At 70.1% G+C, this 21433-nt stretch carries 20 protein-coding genes; 9 read left to right on the top strand and 11 right to left on the bottom strand.

The features are described 5' to 3' along the window. The first annotated feature begins 349 nt into the window (after window positions 1-349). On the top strand, window positions 350-787 hold the full coding sequence (locus tag AQJ91_RS25775; RefSeq protein WP_067026221.1) for a glycine-rich domain-containing protein: 438 nt from the start codon (window positions 350-352) through the stop codon (window positions 785-787). A gap of 79 nt (window positions 788-866) precedes the next feature. Then, window positions 867-1283, top strand: a complete 417-nt coding sequence (locus tag AQJ91_RS25770) for a hypothetical protein (protein ID WP_067026173.1) — start codon at window positions 867-869, stop codon at window positions 1281-1283. Window positions 1284-1612: 329 nt separating this feature from the next. On the opposite strand, the gene haaN is transcribed toward AQJ91_RS25770, so the two are convergent. From haaN to haaT, 4 genes are all read right to left on the bottom strand, one after another. Then, a complete protein-coding gene (gene haaN, locus AQJ91_RS25765) occupies window positions 1613-2086 on the bottom strand; it encodes a cyclophane-containing RiPP N-acetyltransferase HaaN (RefSeq protein ID WP_067026171.1) in 474 nt (157 codons plus the stop codon). 92 nt (window positions 2087-2178) lie between these two features. Continuing rightward, window positions 2179-3342, bottom strand: a complete 1164-nt coding sequence (locus AQJ91_RS25760; protein ID WP_067026169.1) for an FxsB family cyclophane-forming radical SAM/SPASM peptide maturase — start codon at window positions 3340-3342, stop codon at window positions 2179-2181. Window positions 3343-3355: 13 nt separating this feature from the next. Continuing rightward, the gene (gene haaA / locus AQJ91_RS25755) at window positions 3356-3547 is read right to left on the bottom strand and encodes a HaaA family cyclophane-containing RiPP peptide (protein WP_067026167.1); all 192 of its coding nucleotides are present in this window, start codon (window positions 3545-3547) and stop codon (window positions 3356-3358) included. Between the two features lie 133 nt (window positions 3548-3680). After that, a complete protein-coding gene (gene haaT / locus AQJ91_RS25750) occupies window positions 3681-6461 on the bottom strand; it encodes a cyclophane-containing RiPP biosynthesis TPR protein HaaT (RefSeq protein WP_067026165.1) in 2781 nt (926 codons plus the stop codon). Between the two features lie 415 nt (window positions 6462-6876). Between haaT and AQJ91_RS57850 the strand changes: the two genes are divergently transcribed. The 3 genes from AQJ91_RS57850 (at window position 6877) to AQJ91_RS25740 (ending at window position 10633) form a co-directional block, all read left to right on the top strand. After that, a complete protein-coding gene (locus AQJ91_RS57850; protein WP_324618028.1) occupies window positions 6877-7089 on the top strand; it encodes a DUF6879 family protein in 213 nt (70 codons plus the stop codon). Beyond that, window positions 7089-9164 carry an FAD-dependent oxidoreductase gene (locus AQJ91_RS25745; protein WP_067026163.1) on the top strand — a complete coding sequence of 692 codons (2076 nt, stop codon included), beginning with the start codon at window positions 7089-7091 and terminating at the stop codon, window positions 9162-9164. The genes AQJ91_RS57850 and AQJ91_RS25745 overlap by 1 nt, the downstream gene beginning before the upstream one ends. Window positions 9165-9595: 431 nt before the next feature. Further along, window positions 9596-10633, top strand: a complete 1038-nt coding sequence (locus AQJ91_RS25740; RefSeq protein WP_067026219.1) for a DUF2330 domain-containing protein — start codon at window positions 9596-9598, stop codon at window positions 10631-10633. Here the strand turns inward: AQJ91_RS25740 and AQJ91_RS53810 are convergent. The 3 genes from AQJ91_RS53810 to AQJ91_RS25735 form a co-directional block, all read right to left on the bottom strand. Further along, the gene (locus AQJ91_RS53810) at window positions 10596-10769 is read right to left on the bottom strand and encodes a hypothetical protein (protein ID WP_159054664.1); all 174 of its coding nucleotides are present in this window, start codon (window positions 10767-10769) and stop codon (window positions 10596-10598) included. The two genes, AQJ91_RS25740 and AQJ91_RS53810, sit on opposite strands and share 38 nt — an antisense overlap. Continuing rightward, window positions 10766-10942 carry a hypothetical protein gene (locus AQJ91_RS53805; protein ID WP_159054663.1) on the bottom strand — a complete coding sequence of 59 codons (177 nt, stop codon included), beginning with the start codon at window positions 10940-10942 and terminating at the stop codon, window positions 10766-10768. Before AQJ91_RS53805 ends, AQJ91_RS53810 begins: the two co-directional genes overlap by 4 nt. 67 nt (window positions 10943-11009) lie before the next feature. After that, a complete protein-coding gene (locus AQJ91_RS25735) occupies window positions 11010-11954 on the bottom strand; it encodes a helix-turn-helix transcriptional regulator (RefSeq protein ID WP_079085185.1) in 945 nt (314 codons plus the stop codon). A gap of 109 nt (window positions 11955-12063) precedes the next feature. On the opposite strand from AQJ91_RS25735, the gene AQJ91_RS25730 reads away from it, so the two are divergent. After that, window positions 12064-12876 (top strand): NAD(P)H-dependent oxidoreductase, encoded by an 813-nt coding sequence (locus tag AQJ91_RS25730; protein WP_067026161.1) that lies wholly within the window; start codon window positions 12064-12066, stop codon window positions 12874-12876. A 76-nt stretch (window positions 12877-12952) separates the two neighbouring features. Here AQJ91_RS25730 and AQJ91_RS25725 read toward each other — a convergent pair whose 3' ends face one another. Then, window positions 12953-13411: an Lrp/AsnC family transcriptional regulator gene (locus AQJ91_RS25725; protein WP_067026159.1), complete on the bottom strand. Its 459-nt coding sequence runs from the start codon at window positions 13409-13411 to the stop codon at window positions 12953-12955. A 78-nt stretch (window positions 13412-13489) separates the two neighbouring features. On the opposite strand from AQJ91_RS25725, the gene AQJ91_RS25720 reads away from it, so the two are divergent. Next, entirely contained in the window at window positions 13490-14272 is a 783-nt protein-coding gene (locus tag AQJ91_RS25720) for a class I SAM-dependent methyltransferase (RefSeq protein ID WP_234382918.1), read from the top strand. An 83-nt stretch (window positions 14273-14355) separates the two neighbouring features. On the opposite strand, the gene AQJ91_RS25715 is transcribed toward AQJ91_RS25720, so the two are convergent. Continuing rightward, the gene (locus tag AQJ91_RS25715; RefSeq protein WP_067026157.1) at window positions 14356-15453 is read right to left on the bottom strand and encodes a hypothetical protein; all 1098 of its coding nucleotides are present in this window, start codon (window positions 15451-15453) and stop codon (window positions 14356-14358) included. Between the two features lie 358 nt (window positions 15454-15811). Between AQJ91_RS25715 and AQJ91_RS25710 the strand changes: the two genes are divergently transcribed. Continuing rightward, window positions 15812-17290 (top strand): alginate lyase family protein, encoded by a 1479-nt coding sequence (locus AQJ91_RS25710; protein WP_107122528.1) that lies wholly within the window; start codon window positions 15812-15814, stop codon window positions 17288-17290. Window positions 17291-17395: 105 nt separating this feature from the next. Here AQJ91_RS25710 and AQJ91_RS25705 read toward each other — a convergent pair whose 3' ends face one another. Then, complete coding sequence (locus AQJ91_RS25705; protein ID WP_067026155.1) at window positions 17396-18796, bottom strand: DUF445 domain-containing protein; 1401 nt, start codon at window positions 18794-18796, stop codon at window positions 17396-17398. Window positions 18797-19055: 259 nt separating this feature from the next. On the opposite strand from AQJ91_RS25705, the gene AQJ91_RS25700 reads away from it, so the two are divergent. Continuing rightward, window positions 19056-20396, top strand: coding sequence for an SGNH/GDSL hydrolase family protein (locus AQJ91_RS25700; RefSeq protein ID WP_067026153.1), 1341 nt, complete (start codon window positions 19056-19058; stop codon window positions 20394-20396). 247 nt (window positions 20397-20643) lie between these two features. Here the strand turns inward: AQJ91_RS25700 and AQJ91_RS25695 are convergent, their stop codons facing one another. Beyond that, the gene (locus AQJ91_RS25695; protein WP_067026151.1) at window positions 20644-21423 is read right to left on the bottom strand and encodes a DUF1707 SHOCT-like domain-containing protein; all 780 of its coding nucleotides are present in this window, start codon (window positions 21421-21423) and stop codon (window positions 20644-20646) included. Window positions 21424-21433 lie beyond the last annotated feature (10 nt).

Genomic DNA, 21433 nt, shown 5'->3' with positions numbered 1-21433 from the left:
ACGAGCGCGCGTTCCTGAGTCTGGTGCTGTCGATCGCCGGGGTGCAGCAGACGTACCTGGCCACTGTGGAGTACCTCGACGAGCGCCGCTTGAAGATCGTGCTCCGGGCGGTGGTACGGCTCGCCGGCAACGACCGGATCGCGATCGGTACGCGCCTCTGAGCCTTCACGGTCGACAACGCAAGTCGGCCGCGAGGAAAGAGAAGTTCCCGCTGTTCCCCCGCTGCGTACGGGGCTTCGCTGCGCGGTGGGGCGCAAGCCCCCTCTCTCCCAAGAACGCAATGTGCGTTCGGCCTCGCGGAGAGGGACATCCGAGGTTCCCCCAACTATGAGGTGAATGCGTGCACTACATGACCACGACCGTCGCCGCCGAGCCGCGTACCGGCCGCTCCTTTGTCACCGACTCTGACTTCGAGATGCTCGCCGCGTTCTGCGCCGACGAGTACGGCCTGGAACGCTGCGTGGCAGACCGTGTCGTCGACCAGGCTCTCGCCCTGGTCTACGTCATGGGTACGACGGGTGAGGGCGCCACCATGGCGCCCTCCCAGCTGGTCGATCCCGGCTGGCACACACTCATCCTGCACACCGGCTGGTACGCCGACTGGTGTCAGCAGCACTTCGGCTCCTTCCTCCACCACCAGCCCAACTCCAAGGTCCGCACCCGCGGCCTGATGACCTCGGTCGTCGACAGGATCCGCGCGGCCGGGTTCGAAGTCGACGACCGGCTCTGGGGCACCGCCGCCGACTGCAACGCGCCCACCTGCTGCGGCGACGGCCCCTGCTGCTGACCCCCACTCCCACCAGTGCGGACCGGCCATCCCCCAGGCCGGTCCGCCCGCTCCGGCACCTCAGAACGGACCCGCACCCGTGTCCCTCACCGAGCTGACCGCAACCAGCCGCGTGACCGTCTTCCCCCTCGAAGGCCTCACCGTCGCCTACACCACCCGCTCCGGCGACGAACGCGGCCTGGGCGACATCGGGCTCGTCGCCGTCGTCGACGTACACAGCGACGGCGACGAGCTGTGGCGGCTGGCCCGGGACCTGGGCGGCCGCACCGCCGACGCCGACCAGGCCCGCTGGATCCTCACCCAGGCCAGCCGCGCCCGGATGGTCAAGTCCGGCGACTTGCCGGACGTGACCTGGACGGCGTACATCCGCCGACGCTTCGCACTCGACACGCTCTTCGCGAACCACGACGTCCTGATGACCGGCCGGATGACGCTGGTAGAGGAGCTCACGCAGGCCTCTGAAGACAACCCGCTGTTGGACACGAAAGACCCCTGACGCCCGGATCGTTTGCGGGACACTCTTGGGGCCCATCAAAGACAGGGAAACACCCGTATAGCAGGAGCAGTACATGGAAGGGCACTGCACGACCCGCCGTCCTGGACTCCCACTCATCTGGTGCCGCAGATTCTGTCAGACGTGTCGCCCCCAGTGCCCGCAGGCAATGACATCGACCGCGTCGCATCGGCATTCCGCGATCCGGGTGCCCTGCCGAGCAGATCGTCGGCATGCTGACCGACCGTAATCCCGCCGACGGGTTGCACTCCGCCGGCGACCCGAACTCAGGGCCGGAGGAGTGCAGATGTTCCCGTTGACCCCGCCCGCGCTCAGGCCCCTCCGCTGTCGACCCGATAGACGATCTTCCCGTCGAACTCCGCGAACCCAAGCGACTTGTAGAAGGCCCGCGCGCCCGGGTTGGCGCGGTCCGTCATCCACTCGACGCGGCTGCAGCCAGGGCGGGCTGCGGCCACCGCGCGCAGTTCACTCATGAGCTGGGCGCCGACACCCTGCCGACGGAGCGTGTCACGGACGTACAGCTCCTTGAGGAAGAGCGAGTGGGAGGAGCCCGCCGCCGGCCAGAGGAAGGCGTAGGCGGCGAGGCCGACGAGGTCGCCGTTCTCGTCCTCGACCACGAGGGCGGATGCGAGGGGCGGGGAGCCGAAGAGTGCCTCCTCGACCTGGGACTGGCGTTCCTCGAAGGGCTGGACGTCGGTCGATCCGTAGAACCGCTCGATCTCCTCGATCAGTTCGGCCAGGGCCACCGCGTCCCGCTTTTCGGCGGGACGGATCGTCGCGCTCATCGGCGTGCTTCTCCTGTCGTTCTCGGCTGGTGTCGCTCTCGGCTGGGCTCGCCGTCTTCAACGCCTGCGTCCGTCGTCATGGTGCGGCCCCGCTACGGGGACGACGCGGCAGTCGGGGTGTACGGATCCCAGCCGTTCCGGCGCAGTGATTTCTGGACGTGCCGGATGAGGTACTCCAGGTCCGCGCAGTAGACGGAGGGGTTGCGGTAGCCGCGGGCCGTGCTGAACCGGTGCGGGAGGTAGCCCCCGCCGCACACCTCCACCAGCGGGCAGCTCTGGCACTGCTCGGCGAGCGCGTCCTTGCCGTACAGCCGGTGCTGGAGCTTCGGATGGGCGAGGGCGTCGTCGAAGGACTGGCCGAAGACGTCGAGCCCGAGCCAGGAGGCACCCTCCTCGACGGACCGCAGGGTGTCCACGCCCTCGACGGTGCCGTCGGACTCGATGACGACGCTGGTCGGCGGAGCGAGGCCGAGTGTCTCGACCGAGCCGCGCACGCCGGCGCTGAGCGCGACGACGTCCTCCAGCATCCGGATGCTGTGCTGGTGGTCGGGGCGGGCGAGCCAGGCGTCGTACACGCGGCTCATCCACAGGCCGTACTCGGGCACGTTCGGGTCGTCGCGGTGCGGCGGGTCGTCGTGGGTCCCGTGTGGCAGGCCGAAGTCGATCACTGGTGGGTCGAAGGAGGCCAGGTAGTCATGGACCTCGACCGGGTCGTTGGCCAGGTCCACGACGGCGAGCAGTCCCGCGAACAGGTGCGGCCGGGACCGCAGCAGTTCGATGCCGCGCACCGTGGCGGCGGTGCTCGACCGCCCGCTGTGCGTGAGCCGGTGGCGGTCGTTCGCGGCGGGCGGCCCGTCGAGGCTGACGCCTACGACCACCTCGTGGCGCTCGAAGAGGTCCAGCCACGCTTCGGAGAGCAGGGTTCCGTTGGTCTGGAGCTCGAAGCGGACCTCGATGCCCGCTGGAATCCCTTGCCGGACGGTGCCCAGCACATCGGCCATGTGGCGGACCCCGGCGAGCAGCGGCTCTCCGCCGTGCAGTACGACATGCACAGTCGGCAGCCCGTGCGCTGTCGCGTGTTCGCTGATCCGCCGGGCTGCGGCTCGGGCCACGTCCAGGTCCATCCGTGCGGGCAGCCGCCGTGCCACCTGATCCTTGGAGTTGAAGACGAAGCAGTAGTCGCAGTCGACGTTGCAGCGGTTGACGGCCTTGAGGATGAACGTCCGGAAAGGGGCTGCGGCTTCGAGCCGGGTCATCGAGAGAGCGGCCTCACAGGGGCCAGGGCCAGATGAGCGAGGCCGCGTGGGCGCCGTCGCCGACACGGTTCGTCGTGGCCTGCTCGGCTGCCCGCCGCTGCCGTACGCGGGCGGCGACGCGGTCGAGGACCACGTTGCCCTGGGCGGGCTCCCGATCTTCGGGGGCCGTGGTGTGCGGCGCGGAAACGGACGTGCGTGACGGCATTCAACGCTCCTCGTGTTGGACATGCCGGAGATGACAGGCACGGGGCGGCGGCGGTGGTTGAAGCAACAATCGGTTCGCAACGTAGCAGCCTCGCCACTCACCGCGACACAGGGAATCCGGCCAGGTCCCCGGCTCATCCCGCCTGCGACGCCAGAAGCCGTTCGACGTCGTCGGCCGACGCGCTCACGCCCAACCGCTGGTACACGGTCAGGGCTTCGCGCAGCGACCGGTCGGCGCGTGCGGGATCGTCGGTCATCCGGTCGCACCGTCCGATGCCCTCCAGTGCCCGCGCCTCCTCCAACGGGCAGCGGATATCCCGGGCCAGGCCCAGCGCCTGCTCGAATCGCCCGCGTGCCGCGACCGCGTCGCCAGAGGCACGCGACAGCGCTCCCCAGTGGTTCAGCACTTCCGCCTCGCCGCAACGGTCGCCGAGCTCGCGCAGGATCTGAAGGCTCCGCTCGAACGCCTCGACAGCACCGCGCCGTTCGCCGACGACTGCGCGGGCGGCCCCCAGCTCGCTGAGCGCGGCGGCCTCGCCTCCGCGGCTGCCGAGTTCGCGATACGCCTCCAGGGCTTCCTCCAGCACCCGCACCGCTGTCGCCGCGTTCCCGGACAGGCGGTCCAGCACCCCGAGGTGACGGATGCTGTTGGCCCGGCCGAACCGCTCGCCGAGTTCCGTGTATTGCTCCAGGGCCTGGGTGTGGGCTTCGCGCGCGCCATCGAGATCGCCGGTGAGCCGTCGCACGACGCCCAACTCGTTCAGGGCGTATGCCTGGTGGACCCGGTCGTCGAGTTCCCTGTAGATGTCGAACGCTTCGCGGTGCCGCTCGCCGGCCCGCTCGTACTCGCCCACGAGGCAGTGGACGATGCCCAGGTCCCGCAGGGAGTTGGCCTCTCCGTAACGGTCGCCGAGCTCACGGTAGATCGACATAGCCTCGGACTGGGCCGCGACGGCCGCGTCGAAGTCACTGGTCTGGCGTCGCACCATGCCGAGGTCGGCGAGCGCGTTGGCCTGCCCGAGCCGGTAGCCGAGCTCGCGGTAGAGGGCGAGGGCCTCGGTCTGGGCACGGGCGGAGGCGTCGTTGTCCGCGGTCAGGTACCAGACGATGCCCGCCTGGTTCAGGGCGTCCGCCTTGCCGCGCCGGTCGCCGACCGCGTCGTAGTGCGTCACCGCCTCGTTCAGCGCTTCGGTCGCCGCGGGGTAGGCGGCCATGAAGCGCCGTATGACGCCGAGTTCGGTAAGGGCGTAGGCCAGGGCCTGTCGGTCGCCGGCGTGCCGGGCGGCGTCGGCGGCGGTCCGATGGAGCCCCACTGCCTGGTCCCAGGGTCCGGACTGGCGCAGGAAGGGTGCCATGGCCGCGGCCATCCGGATCACGACATCGTGGAGGGCGAGCCCGTTCGCCCGCCGGATGCTGGCAAGGATGTTCGCGCGCTCGTTCTCCAGCCAGCTCAGGGCGTCCGTTCGGGACCCCAGGGCCGGGGTCTCCACCTGCTGAGCGCCGTCCGGAGGTGGCGGGACCGCAGCGCCGCTTCGGACGATGTGCTCGTTGGCGACGGCAAGAGCTGCAAGGTAGTAGGTGCATACACGTCGAAGGGTTTGTAGGTGGTCCATGCCGTCTCCTTCGTCAGCAAGACCGCGGGCGTAGTCGCGCAGGAGATCGTGAAGCCGGTAGCGGCTCCCGGGGTGTTCGTCGATCAGGTGGGCGTCGTAGAGCGCGTCGAGCTGATCGCGGGCCGCCGTCATCGACTCCGCGCCGAGCGCGGCAGCGACGTACGCGTCGAGATCCGTGCCGGCGTAGAAACCGAGGCTCCGGAAGAAGCGCCGCCGCTCCGGCGGGAGGTCCCGGTAGGACAGCTCGAACGTCGCGGCGACCGCGCGTTCCCCGGCCCGCAGTTCGCCGAGTCGGTCGCGGGCTGCCATGAGTCGTTCGCGCAGGTCGTCGGCGCTCCAGGACGGGTGGTGCCGCAGCCGTGCCGCGAGGAGCGACACCCCGAGCGGCAGATACCCACACAGACGGACAAGCTCCTCGATCGCGTCCCGGTCGAGCGCATCCGCCGGCCGCCCACTGAGCCGAACGAACAGGTCGACCGCGTGATCCGGCGGCAGCGCCTCCACCGGCACCACCACCTCCTCGTGCGCGGCCAGCCGCCTACGACTGGTCACCAGCACGAGACAGCCACTTCCACCTGGGAGCAGCGGCTCCAGCTGCCGATAACTGGCCGCGTTGTCGAGGATGAGCAGCGCCTGCTTCCCCGCGAGCCGACTGCGCCACATGACAGCCCGTGCCTCTGTGATCGCCCCCACGTCGTCACCGACGGGTATCTGCTGTGTCGGCACGCCGGCCGCCGCGAGCAGCGAGGCCAGGGCCTCGGTCGCCTGCACGGGACTACGGCCCGTCGTGTGCCCGTTCAGGTTGACGAAGAGCTGCCCGTCCGGGAACCGCTCGGCCAGCACATGCCCGGCGTGCACTGCGAAGGTCGTCTTCCCGACTCCGGGCATCCCGTCGATCACATGAACCGGAAGGACCTCACCGGTCTCCTGCGCGACACGCACCGAGCGCACCAGCGACTCCAGCTCGGCGGCGCGGTCGGTAAACGCTGTGGCATCACGCGGCAGAGACCGCAGCACCAGGGCCGCGCCGGGCAGGCCCGACTCGTCATCCGAGCGGACTGTCGGCTGCGGACTCCGGTCAGGTACACGGCGGTCGTCGAACGCGGCGAGCAACGCCGTCAGCCCGGCCGTGACTGCCCCCAGCATGACGAACGACAGCCAGGGATGCTCCTGTAACCAGCCCAGCCAGGAGGGCCAACGCGACTGCTCCGACACGGCGTTCGTGACCAGACCGACGAGCATTGTGGTGACGGCGCCGCCCCCGGCGACGGCGGCTACGGCCGCGCCCCGTCTCAGTCTCATACGGTCACCGTGCCGCTGTCGGCGAACCGAAAGAGCACAGGTGCAACCAGCCTGGACACCAAGGGACCCCCGAAATCGACACCCGACCGTCCAAGGGCATCAGGCACACGCCGAGTGGTCAAGGATGCCTCAGTTCGGTGTTTGACCTCGCCGGATCACGTGACCTGCTGATCACTCCCCGATCTCGGCCGCACGTTTGGCCAGAGCGTCGCTATCCGGGTCGAGTAGCAACACCCGCACACACGTGGTCCCTTACCCTGCTCGCGTGGCAGACAGGCGCGCAGGAGGCTGTCGTTCAGGCCGATCAAGCCGAGGCCACGACGACCGTGTATGGGCGGGCATCGTTCGAGCTCCGCCGGGCTCGCATCCTTGTCCAGCCATGACAGGCTCTCGCTAGCGGTGATCCGCGAGCTCGATCTCGCACCTCTTCCGGGACTTCAAGCACACCGCTTGGCGTCTGGAGACCCGCCGCGGCTACGCCTCGGCCGCAACAGCCCCAAGTGACCGCTGTCTTGACTATTGGTCCCGCAAAAAAACAAACCGATCTCAGTGGTTCGAGTGGTTTGCGGTCCTCGTCCGTGTGAATTCGCTTACTTCGCACGGTTCATACGCCGAGTGTGAAGCGTGATGAGCACACAGAACCTGAGCGCTGCACACGCGAGTGCTCCCCTCACGAAGATCCCGGCCACATCGAGCGAAGAGCAGAACGAAGAGCATCTCGCTCCGAGTGCTTCACACACCTCCCAGCCCTCACCGCCGTCGCCCGACGTGCCACCACCCTCGCGTCGCGCCGTGGTCACGGCGACCGGTGCCTCGGCGCTCGCCGCCGGGCTCGCCGTCGCCTCCGCCGCGCCCGCGACCGCGTTGAGTCCTGCCATCGCTCCCTCGACGGCGCCGGCCACGGTGCCGCCCGGCATCGACCACCAGGCGTACCGGACGGTCGCCCGCGCCATCGCCGTCTACGACGAGCACGACAACTCCCTTGTCCCGGCCTACCTCAGGGCCATCGAGAACGGCCTGCCCGCCAGCCGGGGGCAGGCCACGAAACGGGTGCTGGTCATCGGCGCCGGACCGGCCGGCCTGCTCGCCGCCGACCTGCTCAACCGGGCGGGCCACGAGGTCGTCGTGATCGAAGCCAACGGCAACCGCGTCGGCGGCCGCATCAAGACCTTCCGCAAGGGCGGCCACGAGAACGGGGAGCAGCCGTTCGCCGACCCCCAGCAGTACGCCGAAGCCGGGGCCATGCGCCTGCCCGACAGCCACCCGCTCCTCATGGCACTGATCAAGAAGTACGACCTCGCGCGCCAGGAGTTCTACCTGGTGGATGTGGAGGTCGACAACCCCGGGCGGAAGGCCAACCGCGCCTGGATTCATGTCAACGGCATGCACATGCGCCGCGCCGACTACGAGAAGAACCCCGAAAAGATCAACGACTCCTTCGGCGTCACAGGCCCCAACCGCACGAAGACCGCCTCCGCCATTCTCACCCAGGCCCTTGAACCCGCACGCCGGCTGGTCCAGGACAAGGAGGGAACCGCCCTCGTCAACGGGTGGATCACGGTCCTGGAGAAGTACGGCCACTGGTCCATGTACCGGTATCTGACCGAGGTCGCCGGGCTCGACACCAGGACCATCGACCTCATCGGCACCATCCAGAACCTGACCTCGCGGCTGCACCTCTCCTTCGTGCACAGCTTCCTGTCCAGCGTGCTGATCGCCCCGAGCACCAAGTTCTGGGAGCTCAAGGGCGGCACAGCGGTGCTCGTCGACGCGCTGTACGCGCCGGTGAAGCGAAACGTCAGGCTCGACAGGCGCGCCGTACGCATCGAACGGGGCGAGGGCAAGGTGCGGGTGCACACCGTCTCGGAGGACTGCCAGACCGGCAAGGGGGGTGTCACCGAGGTCTTCGAGGGTGACGAGGCGATCATCACCGTCCCCTTCGCCGGACTGCGCCACGTGACCTTCGACCCTCCGCTCTCCTACGGCAAGCGCCGGGCCGTCACGGAGCTGCACTACGACGCCGCGACCAAGGTGCTGCTGGAGTTCTCCCAGCGCTGGTGGGAGTTCACCGAGGAGCAGTGGCGGGAGACGCTGAACTCCATTGAAGAAAAGCTCTACGACAAGTACAGGGCGGGCACGATCAGGGACGCCAGGCACCTCGGAGCGCACAGGTCCGTGAAGGACCTGGGGGTGACGATCCCCGGCGAACTCAAGGAGTGCTTCGCCGTCTTCCGGCCCGTCGCGAGCGGCGAACCGGATGCCGCTCATATCCGTGGCGGCGGATCTGTGAGCGACAACGCCAACCGCTTCATGTACTTCGAACACGCGCACCCTATGGAAGGCAGCGACGGAGGCGTCATGCTCGCCTCCTACAGCTGGTCGGACGACGCCCTCAAGTGGGACGCGTTCGCCGACGAAGAGCGGTATCTGCGCGCACTCGCCGGAATCCAGGCCGTCTTCGGCCGCCGGTGCGAGGTCTTCTTCACCAACAAGTGCAGGACACAGTCCTGGATGCGTGACCACTACGCCTACGGTGAGGCTTCCGTCCTCTTCCCCGGCCAGCACGCGGAACTGTTCCCCGACGTCCCCACCTCCGAAGGACCGCTGCACTTCGCGGGGGACCACACCTCTATCAAGCCCGCCTGGATCGAAGGCGCACTCGAATCCGCCGTCCGGACGGCACTGAAGGTCCACACGGGCTGACGGGGCCTGCCGAGGGCTGACAGGAACGGCAGGAGGCCCAGGCCTGCGCACCCTTCGCCGGTGCGCCGGACTGGGCTTTCTCTGCTCGGCGGCGCCGTGAGGTCTGTTGAGGCCCGTCGAGTCCGTTGAGGTCGGCCCGGCGGTATGACGGTGATGACGACGTTCACCCAGGGGACGTCGGGCACGAAGAAATGGAACCCGGATCACGAACTGATCAAGACCCCCTGGAGCAAGCCGGATCAAGGGAGACTCGCGGCATTCTCATACGGCGTACGCAGCTCGCGCCACCGTTCACCGCACTTCACCGGAGTTCGGCCGCGTCCCGGCCCCGGCCCGGATCCGGAACCAGCGGGATCCGCGCGCCGTCCGTACGTGCGAAGAACGTCAAGGGGGACAAGTACGTGAAACAGAAGCTGCTGGTGGTCGGGCTGATGCTGGTCGGACTCCAGCTCGGCTCACTGATCAACCCGGCGTACGCGTGCGGCTGCGGCGCGATGGTGTCCGACAAAGCGATGCAGGTCAGCGTGGACCGGGAAGTCTCGGCGGTGCACTGGGACGGGCGCACCGAGCAGATCGCGATGAGGCTGACGGTCGACGGGAACGCCCCGGAGGCCGCGTGGATCATGCCCGTACCCGATCGGGCGACGGTCGAGCTGGGCGACACCTCGCTGTTCGACGCCCTGGAGGGCGAGATCAGGCCCGTGGTCCGCGCCCGCACCCACTTCTGGCCGAACAGCGACGACTGGCCCTTCGACTGGCTGGGCGGCTACGACTCCTCGGGCGCCGCCCCGCAGGACTCCGACTCCGTCGACGTGGTCGGCCGCGAGCGCCTCGGTCCCTTCGACGTGGCCCGGCTGACCGCCACCGATCCGGACGCCCTGCGCGACTGGCTGGCCGACAACGGTTTCGAGCTCCCGGACGCCCTCGCGACCGAGCTGAAGCCGTATGTGGACGCGGAGTGGGAGTACGTGGCGGTCCGGCTCGCCCCGGAGAGCGGTGAGGTGCTGACGGGCAGCCTCGATCCGCTGCTGCTGCGCTTCGCCAGCGAGGAACTGGTGTACCCGATGCGGCTGTCCCGGCTGGCGAAGACCCCTCAGTCGCTGGGGCTGTATGTGCTGGCCGACCACCGGATGGAGCCGCGTTCGGCGATCGGGGGGCGGGAGCCGGAGCTGCTGTACGCCGGGAAGGTCGTTCCCAAGGACGCGGTACGGGACTTCGCGGGTTCCGGGGATGTCTTCCTCACGGCGTACCAGCAGAGGTTCCCCGAGCCGGATCGCATCAGCGGCGACCATGAGCTGCGCAGGGCGAAGGCCGACACGCCGTACCAGCGCGTGTTGGTCCACGAGGGCGGTGTGACGAGGGTCGGCGGTGTCCCGGCCTGGGCGCTGACGGTGACCGGATTCCTGGCTCTCGTGGCTCTGGCAGTCCGGTTCAGGGTCCGGCGGGCGCGCTCGACTGCCAGGCGGTGAACAGCGGCACTTCACCGCAGCCGTCCAGCACCATCTTGCTGAACGTCCTGGCGCGGCCGGCGGCCCCGGACGGTGCCCGATCAGGGCCGGTCGCGCCCTCGGCGAGGGACGCGACCGGCGGCGCGACTCCGGTCACTTCTTCTTGGTGTCCCATGAGTCGGGGCCGAAGCCGCGCAGCAGGACCACCAGCGCGGCCCCAAGCCGCCAGTCCAACCCCGGCGCGTGCGGATGCAGCTCGTCGCCTTTGGATCTGAACTCCAGCGGGATCTGCCCACCCGCGCGCCACCTGATGCTCCGGGGGCCGCGCACTACACCACCCTCATTGCCGGGGACAGGGCTCGATCCCGTAGGGGCGACCGTGGCCTCCGCCTCTCCGTCACAACCGGCCGAGGGCCACAGCCTCCCCGCTGTCCTCCTCCGCGCTGAACACATGGACCACCAGGCCCGTGTCGCCGGGCCCGGCCGGTACGTGCAGGGTCTCGAAGTTCAGGGTGAGCAGGCCGGCCTTCGGGTGCCGTAGGCGCTTGCGGCCGGCTGTGCACATGACTACCTCGCCGGTGGCCCAGATGCGGCGGAAGTCGGGGCTGTGGGTGGACAGTTCGGTGATGAGTGCGGCCAGTTCCGCGTCGTCGGGGTAGCGGCCCGCGGAGACCCGTAGCTGGCCCACGGCCTCTGCCGCCCGGTCCTCCCACTCGGGGTGGACCTGCCGGGACGCGGGGTCGAGGAACAGGAACCTGGCGTTGTTGCGGTCGCGGCGGGCGGGGTCGCCCAGGCCGCCGATCAGTTCGGCGCCCAGGTCGTTCCAGGCCACGACGTCCAGGCGGTGGTTCGTGGCGAAGGCCGGGAGGTCGGTCATGGAGGCCAGGATGCGGCGGAGCATGGGGCTGACCTGCGCCTCGGGGACTGGGTCGCGCCGGGTGCCGGCCAGGGTGGTGAGGTGCCTGCGTTCCGCCGCGTCCAGGCCGAGCGCCCTGGCGAGGGCGTCGAGGACCTCGGGGGACGGCTGGGTTGCGCGGCCCTGCTCGAGGCGTACGTAGTAGTCGACGCTGATCCCGGCCAGCTGGGCCAGCTCCTCGCGGCGTAGACCGCGCACGCGGCGGCGGCCGCCGCCGGGGAGCCCTACGTGCTCCGGCGCGACACGTCCACGGCGGGCGCGCAGGAAGCCGCCGAGGGCGCGGTGGGTGTCGCCCCCGACGCCGTCGATGCCGTCGATGTGTTGGCCGTTGCTGCCGGTGCGGTTGGCTGTGTCCACTGTGCCCTCTGTGTGCCTGATCTGGTCCACCCCGTCCCCGTCCCTGTCCCCGTGCCCGACCCCGTCCATGCCGTCAAGTATGGGTGCGTCATGGGTGGGTCTCGCAGTACCAGGAATCCCGGTCCGCCGGTCGAACAGGGTGCTGGCTACCCGGTCGTCACCGGGAGAGCGTGGCCGTATGACCGATACGACCTCCACGCGGCCGCGACCGCGGCGTAAGAAGATCCTCGTCGTGAGCGCCCACCCGGAACCCCGTTCCCTCAACGCCGCCTTGACCGACTTCGCGGTCGGGCACCTGCGTGCGGCGGGGCACGAGGTGAAGGTGTCCGACCTGTACGCCATGAAGTGGAAGGCGGCGGTGGACGCCGACGACATCCCCGACCACGCCGCGGACCAGCGCCTCGACATACTGGCCGCCCAGGAGCGGGCCACACTGGCGGGCCGGCTCTCGGCCGACGTCACGGCCGAGCAGGACAAGGTGCGTTGGTCGGACGCGGTGGTCCTGCAGTTCCCTATGTGGTGGTTCTCCGTGCCCGCGATCCTCAAGGGCTGGATCGACCGGGTGTTCACCAACGGCTTCGCCCACGGCCCGGCGGTCCCGCCGCCCTACGGCGAGGACGGTGCGCTGGGCGGGCGGCGGGCCCTGCTGTCGATGACGATCGGCGCCCGGGAGTCGGCGTTCTCCGACCGGGGCGTCCACGGGAACCTCACGGACGTACTCCACCCGTTGCAGCACGGCGTGTTGTGGTTCACCGGCATGGCGCCGCTCGAACCGTTCGCGGTGTACGGCACGGTCGACCTGCCCGAGGAGCGGTTCGCGGCGGTGCTACGGGAGTACGGTCGACGGCTCGACGGGCTGTTCACGGACGAGCCGGTGCCGTTCCGGGCGCTCGTCGGTGGCGACTACGGCCGTGACATGCGGCTGCTGCCGGGCGTGGAGGCGCCGGGGGCCGGCGGGTTGGGGATTCATGTCCGCCCGCGTGGTGCGTGAACGACGTTGATGTCGAACCGCGAGCCCCTCCGCGGGCCGTTACTCCGCCGGACTCTTCTGATCGCCGGTCAACGGCTCAACGGCTCAACGGCGTCATCACCCTCGTACTCGTCTGCTGGTAGATCACCGAGCTGCGGAAACTCACCACCTCCCGGCGGGCGCTGAAGCGGTCCATGAGGAAGGCGTGCAGGTGCTCGATGTCGGGCACGGCCACGTGGACGATGAAGTCGTCGTCGCCGGAGACCACGAAGACCGAGACCACTTCGGGGAGTTCGGAGAGGTACGTCTCGAAGCCCTGGATGACGTCGCGGCTCAGGGGGCGCAGGCGGGCGAAGACCAGGGCCTGGAGTGAGCGGCCCAACAGGCGTGGCTGTACTGCCGCGTGGTAGCCGGTGATCACGCCTCGGGCGCGCAGGGAGCGGACCCGTTCCAGGCAGGTGGACGGTGCGATGCCGACCTTGCGGGCGAGTTCGCGGTTGGTGAGCCGTGCATCGCGCTGGAGATGACTGAGGATCGCCGTATCAGTGTCGTCCATGGTGGCTATTTTGCGGGGTGCTCCGAATATCGTTCGGGCCGGTCTCCACATCGCCGTATGGCGGTCTAGGTTTCCGCCGTGACGATCGCCATGACCAACGCCGCTGATCACTACGACCGGTTTCTCGCCGAGCACTACACCTGGATGCTGGGCGGTGATCTCGACTCACTCGCCGCGGCCCAGCGCGCGAGCCTGATGGAGTGGGGTGTCGTTCCGGGGGCGGGCGGGACGGTGGCCGTGGATCTGGGGTGCGGGCCGGGACACGGCAGCCTGGCCCTGGCGGGGCTCGGCTTCGACGTCGTCTTCGCCGTCGATCTGAGTGAGGCGCTGCTGGCCGAACTGGCCTCGCACTCCGACGGCTTGCCTGCCGTACGGCCGGTTCGGGCGGACGTGCGTACCGCGTTGCCGACGCTTGTGCGGCCGGGCTCCGTCGGAGCCGTCGTGTGTCTGGGGGACACGCTGACGCATCTGCCGACCAGAGGGGACGTCGCCGCGCTGTTCGCCGATGTCGCCGCCGCCCTCGCGCCCGACGGGGCGGCCGTGTTCGCGTACCGCGATCTGACGGTTCCGCTGACGGGCACGGACCGCTTCATCCCGGTCCGCGCGACCGAGGACCGGATCATGACGTGCTTCCTGGAGTACCCCGACGACTACAACGACTACACGGTCGTGGTGCACGATCTCGTCCACACCCGTGGCGCCTCAGACGGCAACTGGACGCTGGGGACGCACAGTTACCGCAAGCTGCGGCTGGCCCACACGTGGGTGCTGGAGCAGTTCCGGGTCGCCGGGCTGCGGGTCACGCACGAGCAGAGCGGGCCGGGGGGTATGCGGACCGTGGTGCTCACGCGGGCTTCCTGATCCCGCGCGTCACTCCGGCAATTCCCGCTCGAAGGTTTTTGCCGATTCGGCAACAACCCACGATGGCCGGCCGAGTCACGCACTCAGTCGCACGTCCACACGTGTACGTCGTCCCCCTCGACCATGTACCAGGTCCCGTCCCCGAGCGCGGTCGGGATCCCGGACACGGGGAAGGGGTAGCGGAGTTGCTCCGGTTCCCGTGTCCCGGTCGTCCGCAGGAGCCAGTGCCGGCCCTCGCCCCAATCCTCGTCGCTCTCCATCGTGCCCGCGATGACCGTCGACTCGTCCACGAAGCCGCCTGCCCAGTCCCAGAAGAGCGGTGCCTCGTCGTTGTCGGGCTCCGTCTCGGGGTGTGGGGGGATCGTGGACTCGGCGTCCCAGGTCGCCGTGACCGAGCCGTTCTTGGTCTCGTGCACGGCCAGGGTGTCCTGGTCGTGGTTCACCGTCATGAGGTGGTCGCCCGACGGGCTCACACCGAGCAGGACCAGGTCCGCGTGGTCGAAGTGCTGGATGTGCAGGTCGTCTCCGTCCCAGCGGCCCCAGCGCAGGGGCGCCCCGTCCTGGCCCTCACCGATGCTCAGGCCCATCTGGGCCGGGTCGGGGTGGGGTACGTGCTCGCTGCCCGCGGCCGCCGCCTGGATGTCGGCCCGGACGAACGGGCGTCCGTCGGCGGCGTCGATGATCAGCCACTCGTCCACCGTCTCCGTGCCCAGCGGGCCTTCGGGCAGCGGCCCCCGTATGTGCGCCCAGACCAGCCGGCCGTCCGCCGAGAAGCCTGCCGAGCCGCCCTCGGCGTGGCGGTGGTCGCGGTCGTCGGCGTACTCGTCGAAGGCGGAGTGCATCCGTCCGCTGCCCACGCAGGCCGCGCCGCCGGACCAGCAGCCGTGCCGTATCTCCCAGCGCACCTCGCCCGCCGGGTCCACCGCCCGCACCGCGTGCACGCCCGCGAAGACGGCCAGACTGCCGTCGGGCGCCACCGTGCTGGTGCCGTAGCGGCGGGGCCAGGGGGCCGGGAAACGTACGGTGCCGGAGCCTCCGTCCATGCGCCGGACCACCAGTTCGTCGTCGCCGCGCTGCGTCAGCATCCTGGCCCCGGGCAGGCCGACCAGCTGCGGGGCGTCCGCCTGCGAGCGGGGCAGCGGGGCGGGCAGCGTGGTGACGAGTCCGGCCTGCGTGGGCATGGGAGGGACCTCCGACGAGCGAGTACGACGAGACCTGGCGCACGGTACGGCACACCACTGACATCAGCGCCGTGCGACCCCGGCCGCTACGGGGCAGAGCGTAGGAACGTCCTGATCGCGTCGTGCAGTCGGGCCGGCTGGTCCAGGTGTGCGTCATGCCCCGCGTCCGGGATCACCGCGTACCGCGTCTCCGGGCGGCGGGCCAGCATGTCGGCGGGCTCCGGGTCGGATCCGCCCCTTGTCAGTTTGCCCGTCGGGATCCGGGCGGTTGTTTTTTGTTATCGCCGGCCCCCGCGTCACGTCTCCTCACCGTCCCCCCGGACAGGCACGCGAACCTTCGACCCCGAGGAACGACGACGTGACACGACAGATCAGCCGCCGGAACGTGCTCAAGGCCGCGGGCGCGGCAGCCGGAGCCGTCGGTATCGCCGCGACCGTCTCCCCGTCTCCCGCGGCGGCCGCTCCCGCCGCCTACGCACACCCCGGTCTCCTGCACACCCGCGCCGACCTCGCCCGTATGGCCGTCAAGGTGAAGGACGGCGCCGAGCCGTACACGGCCGGTTTCGCCCGGCTGACCGCGAACCGGCACTCCCAGACCAACTGGACGCCCAACCCGCAGGCCATCGTGTACCGGGGGTCGGGTTCGCCCCAGAACTACGCGACCCTTTACAACGACATCCACGCCGCCTACCAGAACGCCCTGCGCTGGCACGTCAGCGGCGACGCCGCACACGGCGACACCGCCGTGGCGATCCTCAACGCCTGGTCGGCCAAGCTGACCAGCGTGCAGGGCAGCGCGGACCGGTTCCTGGCGGCCGGTCTGTACGGCTACCAGTTCGCCAACGCCGCCGAACTCGTCCGCGACCACGACGGCTTCGAGCTCGAGCGGTTCCAGAAGATGATGCTCGACGTCTTCCACCCGCTCAACGAGAGCTTCCTCGCCGACCACAACGGCGCCGTCATCACCAACTACTGGACCAACTGGGACCTGACCGCCATGTGCGGCGTCCTGGCCACCGGCATCCTCTGCGACGACCGGGCGATAGTGGAGCGGGCCGTGGAGTACTTCAAGCACGGCGAGGGCCTGGGGGCGGTGAAGAAGGCCATCCCCGTCGTGTACGACGACGGGCTCGCCGAGTGGCTGGAGGCCGGCCGCGACCAGGGGCACGCCCTGCTCGGCGTCGGCCTGATGGGCACGTTCTGCGAGATGGCCTGGAACCAGGGCATCGACCTGTACGGCTATGACGACAGCCGGTTCCTCAAGGGCGCCCAGTACGTCGCCAAGTGGAGCATGGGCGGCGATGTGCCGTACACCGCCAACACTCGTGAGAAGGGCGCCAGAGAGGGGTGGTCGGGGACCGAGACCGCGGCTGAGGCCGCCGGTGTCGACCCGGCGAGGACCCGGCCGATCTGGGCCATGATCGCCAACCACTACACCAAGCGCCGCGGCCTGTCCGCCACCTACCTCACGCAGATCACCGCCAAGTCCGGCCCCGAGGGCGGCGGCGGCGACTACGGCCCCAACAGCGGCGGCTTCGACCAACTCGGCTTCGGCACACTGGCGTTCACGCGGGACAAGGCGAAGGGGACCGCAGCGTCACCGACCCCGGAAGCCTCCGCCACCGCGTCGGCCGCCGCATCCGACCCCCGCCCGCAGACCGGCGGCGCCCCGGCCTCACCCTCGGCCTCCGCGTCCGCCTCCCCCGCCGGCGGCGACCTCGCCGCCACCGGCTCGAACGACGTCGTCGCCTGGACCGCCGCCACGGGCGTCACCGCCCTCGCCGGCGGCCTCCTCCTGCTGCGCCGCCGCAACAAGGCCGGCGGCCAGTCCCAGTAGGCGGCGCCACAAGCCCCGGTCCCGGCTCTTCATCGGGGGATAGCCGGGACGGGTCCCCATCCCTGCCCCCGTCCCCATCCCCGTCCCCTGAACACACCGCCCCGCCTACGCCCCGAGCGCCCGCGACACCGTATAGATCACCAGCCCCGCCAACGATCCCACCACCGTGCCGTTGATCCGGATGAACTGCAGGTCACGGCCGATGTGTGCCTCGATCTTCCGGGTCGTGTGCTCGGCGTCCCAGCCGGCCACCGTGTCGGTGATCAGGGACGTGATCTCCCGGCGGTACGTGGTCACCACGTACACCGCCGCGCCCTCCACCCAGTTGTCGACCTTCGCCTGCAGCCGGGGCTCGACGGCCATCCGCGCGCCCAGCGACAGCAGCGACGCCCGCACCCGCAGCCGCAGCTCACTGCGCTCGTCCTCGGCCGCCGACACGATCATCGACCGTACGGCCGTCCAGGCGGACGCGATCAGGTCCTGGACCTCGCCACGCCCGAGCACCTCGCCCTTCAGCCGCTCGACACGCGCACGTGTGTCCGTGTCGGACTGGAGGTCGGAGGCGAAGTCGGTGAGGAAACGGTCGAGGGCGCCGCGGGCCGGGTGGGAGGGCATGTCCCGCATCTCCGTGACGAAGCGCAGCAGCTCCTTGTAGACCCGCTCGCCGACCTTCTTGTCGACGAACCTCGGGGTCCAACCGGGCGCGCCGCCCTGCACCGCGTCCATGATCTCCGCGTCGTGCAGGACGAGCCAGTCGTGCGCGCGGGCGACGACGAGATCCACGACCCGCTTGTGGCCGCCGTCCGCGACGACCTTCTCCAGCATCTTCCCGATGCCGGGCGCGATCTCCTGGGCGTCCGCACGCCGGGTGATCGCCTCGCCGACCACCGCCTGGACGTCGGAGTCCCGCAGCACGGTCAGGGCGCCCCGCAGCGCCGCCGACAGCTCGGCCGTCACCCGGTCCGCGTGCTCGGGCTCGGCGAGCCAGGCGCCGAGGCGGCTGCCGATACCGACGGCGCGCATCCGCTGCCGTACGACGTCCCCGGAGAGGAAGTTCTCCCCGACGAACTCCCCCAGCGTGACGCCCAGCTGGTCCTTCTTGGTCGGGATGATCGCCGTGTGCGGGATGGGCAGGCCCAGCGGGTGGCGGAAGAGAGCCGTGACCGCGAACCAGTCGGCCAGCGCGCCGACCATGCCGGCCTCGGCGGCCGCGGCGACATAGTCCGCCCAGGGCCCCGCGCCCTCGCCCGACGCCCACTTGGCCAGGACGTACACCAGCGCCACGAACAGCAGCATCCCGGTCGCGGTGAGCTTCATCCGCCGTACGCCGCGCTGCTTCTCCTCGTCGGCGGCGCTGAACGTCGTCATCGCGCGTACCGCCGACGCGGGGACGCCCCGGTTACCGGCGGGTCCCGGCCGGGCATGCTGCTCTACGTCGCCCGTACCCGTTTCATCCGGATTCGTACGTTCCATCCACTCCACCCGTTCCCGATCCCCCGTACACATTGTCCCTTCCTGACCGACTACTGGAACGGAACAGGAGTTCCCGGCGTCTGTCCGGTGGGGAGAGCACGCCGGGGAGTTCGACGACGAACTCCAGATGAACTCCGGTGGCCCAAAGGGGGGGTCTGTTCAACCTCTCCCCGCCTCATGCCGCATCATGAGGTGATCACATCGGAGCCTCGGGCTCCCATCTGCCCGAGGAGACACGCACCGCATGACCAGGCGTCACGCTGGGGGTGTGGGGCCCGCTGCGGAGCAGCCGATGTCAGCAGCCCCCACAAGACACCGCGCCCTGCTTTCCGCGGTCATCGCCCTGATCGTGGCGGTATCGGCCGCCATCTACGTCGGTGTCGCAGCCGACGACGGCGACACCGGCAGGAGCACCCTGGCCAGGGGGAAGACCCCGCGCAACTCCGCCGCGCCGGTCTCCACCGGCACCTGGGTCGGCACCTGGTCCGCGTCCCCGGTCGGCGCCGAGCCCGGCACCGAGACGGAGGGCCTGGCGGGGCGCTCGGTCCGCAACGTCGTACACACGACGGTCGGCGGTACGAGTGTCCGCATCACCCTCTCCAACCTGTACGGCCAGTCGGCGCTGACGATCACGCACGCGTCGATCGCCGTCGCCGCCGCTGCCGAGAGCCCGGCGGCGATCGCGGAGACCATGCGGCGGCTCACCTTCGGCGGCAACACCACGGTCGTCATCCCGCCCGGGCAGCAGACGCTGAGCGACGCGGTACGCCTCACCATCCCCGCCGACAGCGACATCCTGGTCACCACCTACTCCCCCACCGTCTCCGGCCCGGTCACCTTCCACCCGCACGCCCGTCAGACCTCCTACGTCGCCGAGGGCGACCTCACCGAGGACGCGACCGGCATGCGGTACACCACGCAGGCGCAGGTCTGGCGGTACCTGACCGCGCTGGACGTACTGAGCGACGAGTCCGACGGTACGGTCGTCGTCTTCGGTGACTCCCTCACCGACGGCATCACGTCCACGGCCAACGCCAACCGGCGGTGGACGGACGTCCTCTGGCAGCGGATCCGCTCCGCGGTGGAGACCGGGCAGGACGTGCCCCGCTACAGCGTCGTCAACCAGGGGATCAGCGGCAACCAGGTCCTCGCCAACGGCAACGGGCGGCCCGCCGACAACCAGAGCGGGGTCGGGCGCTTCGGCCGTGACGCGCTCGGCCGGATGAACGTCAAGGTCGTCGTCATAGACCTCGGCGTCAACGACATCCTCCGCAACCCGAATCTCGCGGACCCTGACCAGATCCTCGACGGGCTGCGCACGATGGTCCGGCAGGCGCATGCGCGGGGTCTGAAGGTCGTGGGCGCGACGCTGATGCCGTTCCAGGGGCACCGCGGCTACACGGCCGCGCGTGAGTCGGTACGCCAGCAGATCAACGCGGAGATCCGGGGCGGCCGGGTCTTCGACGCGGTGGCCGACTTCGACGCGGCGGTCCGGGATCCGTACAACCCCCGCAAGTTCCGCCCCGACTACGACTCGGGCGACCACCTCCACCCGAGCGACAAGGGCTACGCGCGCATGGCGGAGACCTTCGACCTGAACGTCCTGAAGGGGACGGCACCGGCGGAGCTGTAGCGCCCGCGCACGCACCCGTGACGGGTACTCCGCCGTCGGCGGCTGCGGGCAACCAACCTCTCCCACCCACGCACCACCCGTGACGGCCGCTCAAGGGGTGGACGCCGCCAGCGGGGGTGCTACGCCGTCGGCGGCTGCGGGCAGCCACAGCCGCCCAGCTGCGGGCAGTCGTGCCGCTGGGGCGGCGCCCGTCCGCCTCAGCACCGACCCCGGGCACCAGCAAACGCCGGGCGACACGACCGCCGGCTCAGTCCTCGCCCCGCTCCCGCCCCCGCCTCTCCTCATGCCCATGCCCATGCCCATGGCGCCACACGTCCCGATGCTCCTCCCGCATCGACCCCTGCAGCTCCCCCCGAGAGGCCCGCCGCTCCAGCTTCTCCTGCCGCCGCTCCTCCCGAAGCCGCTGCCGCTCCGCCTTCGCCAGCTTCCGCCGTACCCCGACCCCGCCCCAGAAGGCGAACCCGGTCACGATCACCCGAGGTGCCCCGGGATCCCCCGGCACGCCCTCCTCACGCTGGTCGAAGCCCCCCATGATCCCGATGCCGCGCACCACGACCTCGACCCCCGGCGGCACGATCACATCGACCCCGCCCATGATCGCGACGCAGTTGATCACGATCTCCCGGTCCGCGAAGTCGGCCTCGCGCAGATCGATCTCCCCGCCACCCCAGAAGGCGACGCAGTCGAACCGCTTCGGCGCCGTCCACCGCCCCTTGCGCTGAAACCCGGACATGACGGCGACGGCCCACGTCGACGCCCCCTCGCCGCCCACGATCCGGTCCGCCCAACTCACGCCACCCTCAGGGTGCTTGACCATGTCGACCTTAGGGGCGGTCGCCCCGGGCACCGGCAGGTCACGGGTGATCGGCGCCAGCTCTCCGTATGTACGCGCCTGATACGTCGCGTCCAGCCGTTCTCCGAACTCCTCCATGTCCAGCCGCCCCTCCGCGAGGGCGTCCCGCAGGATCTCGGCGACTCGTTCACGATCGGCGTCGGATGCGCGAAGCTCAGGGAGTTCGTCGGTCATGTACAGCAGC

Origin of the sequence: Streptomyces dysideae (assembly GCF_001514305.1) — a bacterium.
Taxonomy (GTDB): Bacteria; Actinomycetota; Actinomycetes; order Streptomycetales; family Streptomycetaceae; genus Streptomyces; species Streptomyces dysideae.
The sequence above is the reverse complement of the archived record's forward strand: the minus strand, read 5'-3'. Positions and strand labels throughout refer to the sequence as shown.

Coding starts and splice junctions, on each gene's coding strand:
- AQJ91_RS25775 (WP_067026221.1), top strand. CDS start 350: ATGACCACGACCGTCGCCGCCGAGCCGCGTACCGGCCGCTCCTTTGTC.
- haaN (WP_067026171.1), bottom strand. CDS start 2,086: ATGAGCGCGACGATCCGTCCCGCCGAAAAGCGGGACGCGGTGGCCCTG.
- AQJ91_RS25760 (WP_067026169.1), bottom strand. CDS start 3,342: ATGACCCGGCTCGAAGCCGCAGCCCCTTTCCGGACGTTCATCCTCAAG.
- haaA (WP_067026167.1), bottom strand. CDS start 3,547: ATGCCGTCACGCACGTCCGTTTCCGCGCCGCACACCACGGCCCCCGAA.
- haaT (WP_067026165.1), bottom strand. CDS start 6,461: ATGAGACTGAGACGGGGCGCGGCCGTAGCCGCCGTCGCCGGGGGCGGC.
- AQJ91_RS25745 (WP_067026163.1), top strand. CDS start 7,089: ATGAGCACACAGAACCTGAGCGCTGCACACGCGAGTGCTCCCCTCACG.
- AQJ91_RS25740 (WP_067026219.1), top strand. CDS start 9,596: ATGCTGGTCGGACTCCAGCTCGGCTCACTGATCAACCCGGCGTACGCG.
- AQJ91_RS25735 (WP_079085185.1), bottom strand. CDS start 11,954: ATGGACGGGGTCGGGCACGGGGACAGGGACGGGGACGGGGTGGACCAG.
- AQJ91_RS25730 (WP_067026161.1), top strand. CDS start 12,064: ATGACCGATACGACCTCCACGCGGCCGCGACCGCGGCGTAAGAAGATC.
- AQJ91_RS25725 (WP_067026159.1), bottom strand. CDS start 13,411: ATGGACGACACTGATACGGCGATCCTCAGTCATCTCCAGCGCGATGCA.
- AQJ91_RS25715 (WP_067026157.1), bottom strand. CDS start 15,453: ATGCCCACGCAGGCCGGACTCGTCACCACGCTGCCCGCCCCGCTGCCC.
- AQJ91_RS25705 (WP_067026155.1), bottom strand. CDS start 18,796: ATGTGTACGGGGGATCGGGAACGGGTGGAGTGGATGGAACGTACGAAT.
- AQJ91_RS25700 (WP_067026153.1), top strand. CDS start 19,056: ATGTCAGCAGCCCCCACAAGACACCGCGCCCTGCTTTCCGCGGTCATC.
- AQJ91_RS25695 (WP_067026151.1), bottom strand. CDS start 21,423: ATGACCGACGAACTCCCTGAGCTTCGCGCATCCGACGCCGATCGTGAA.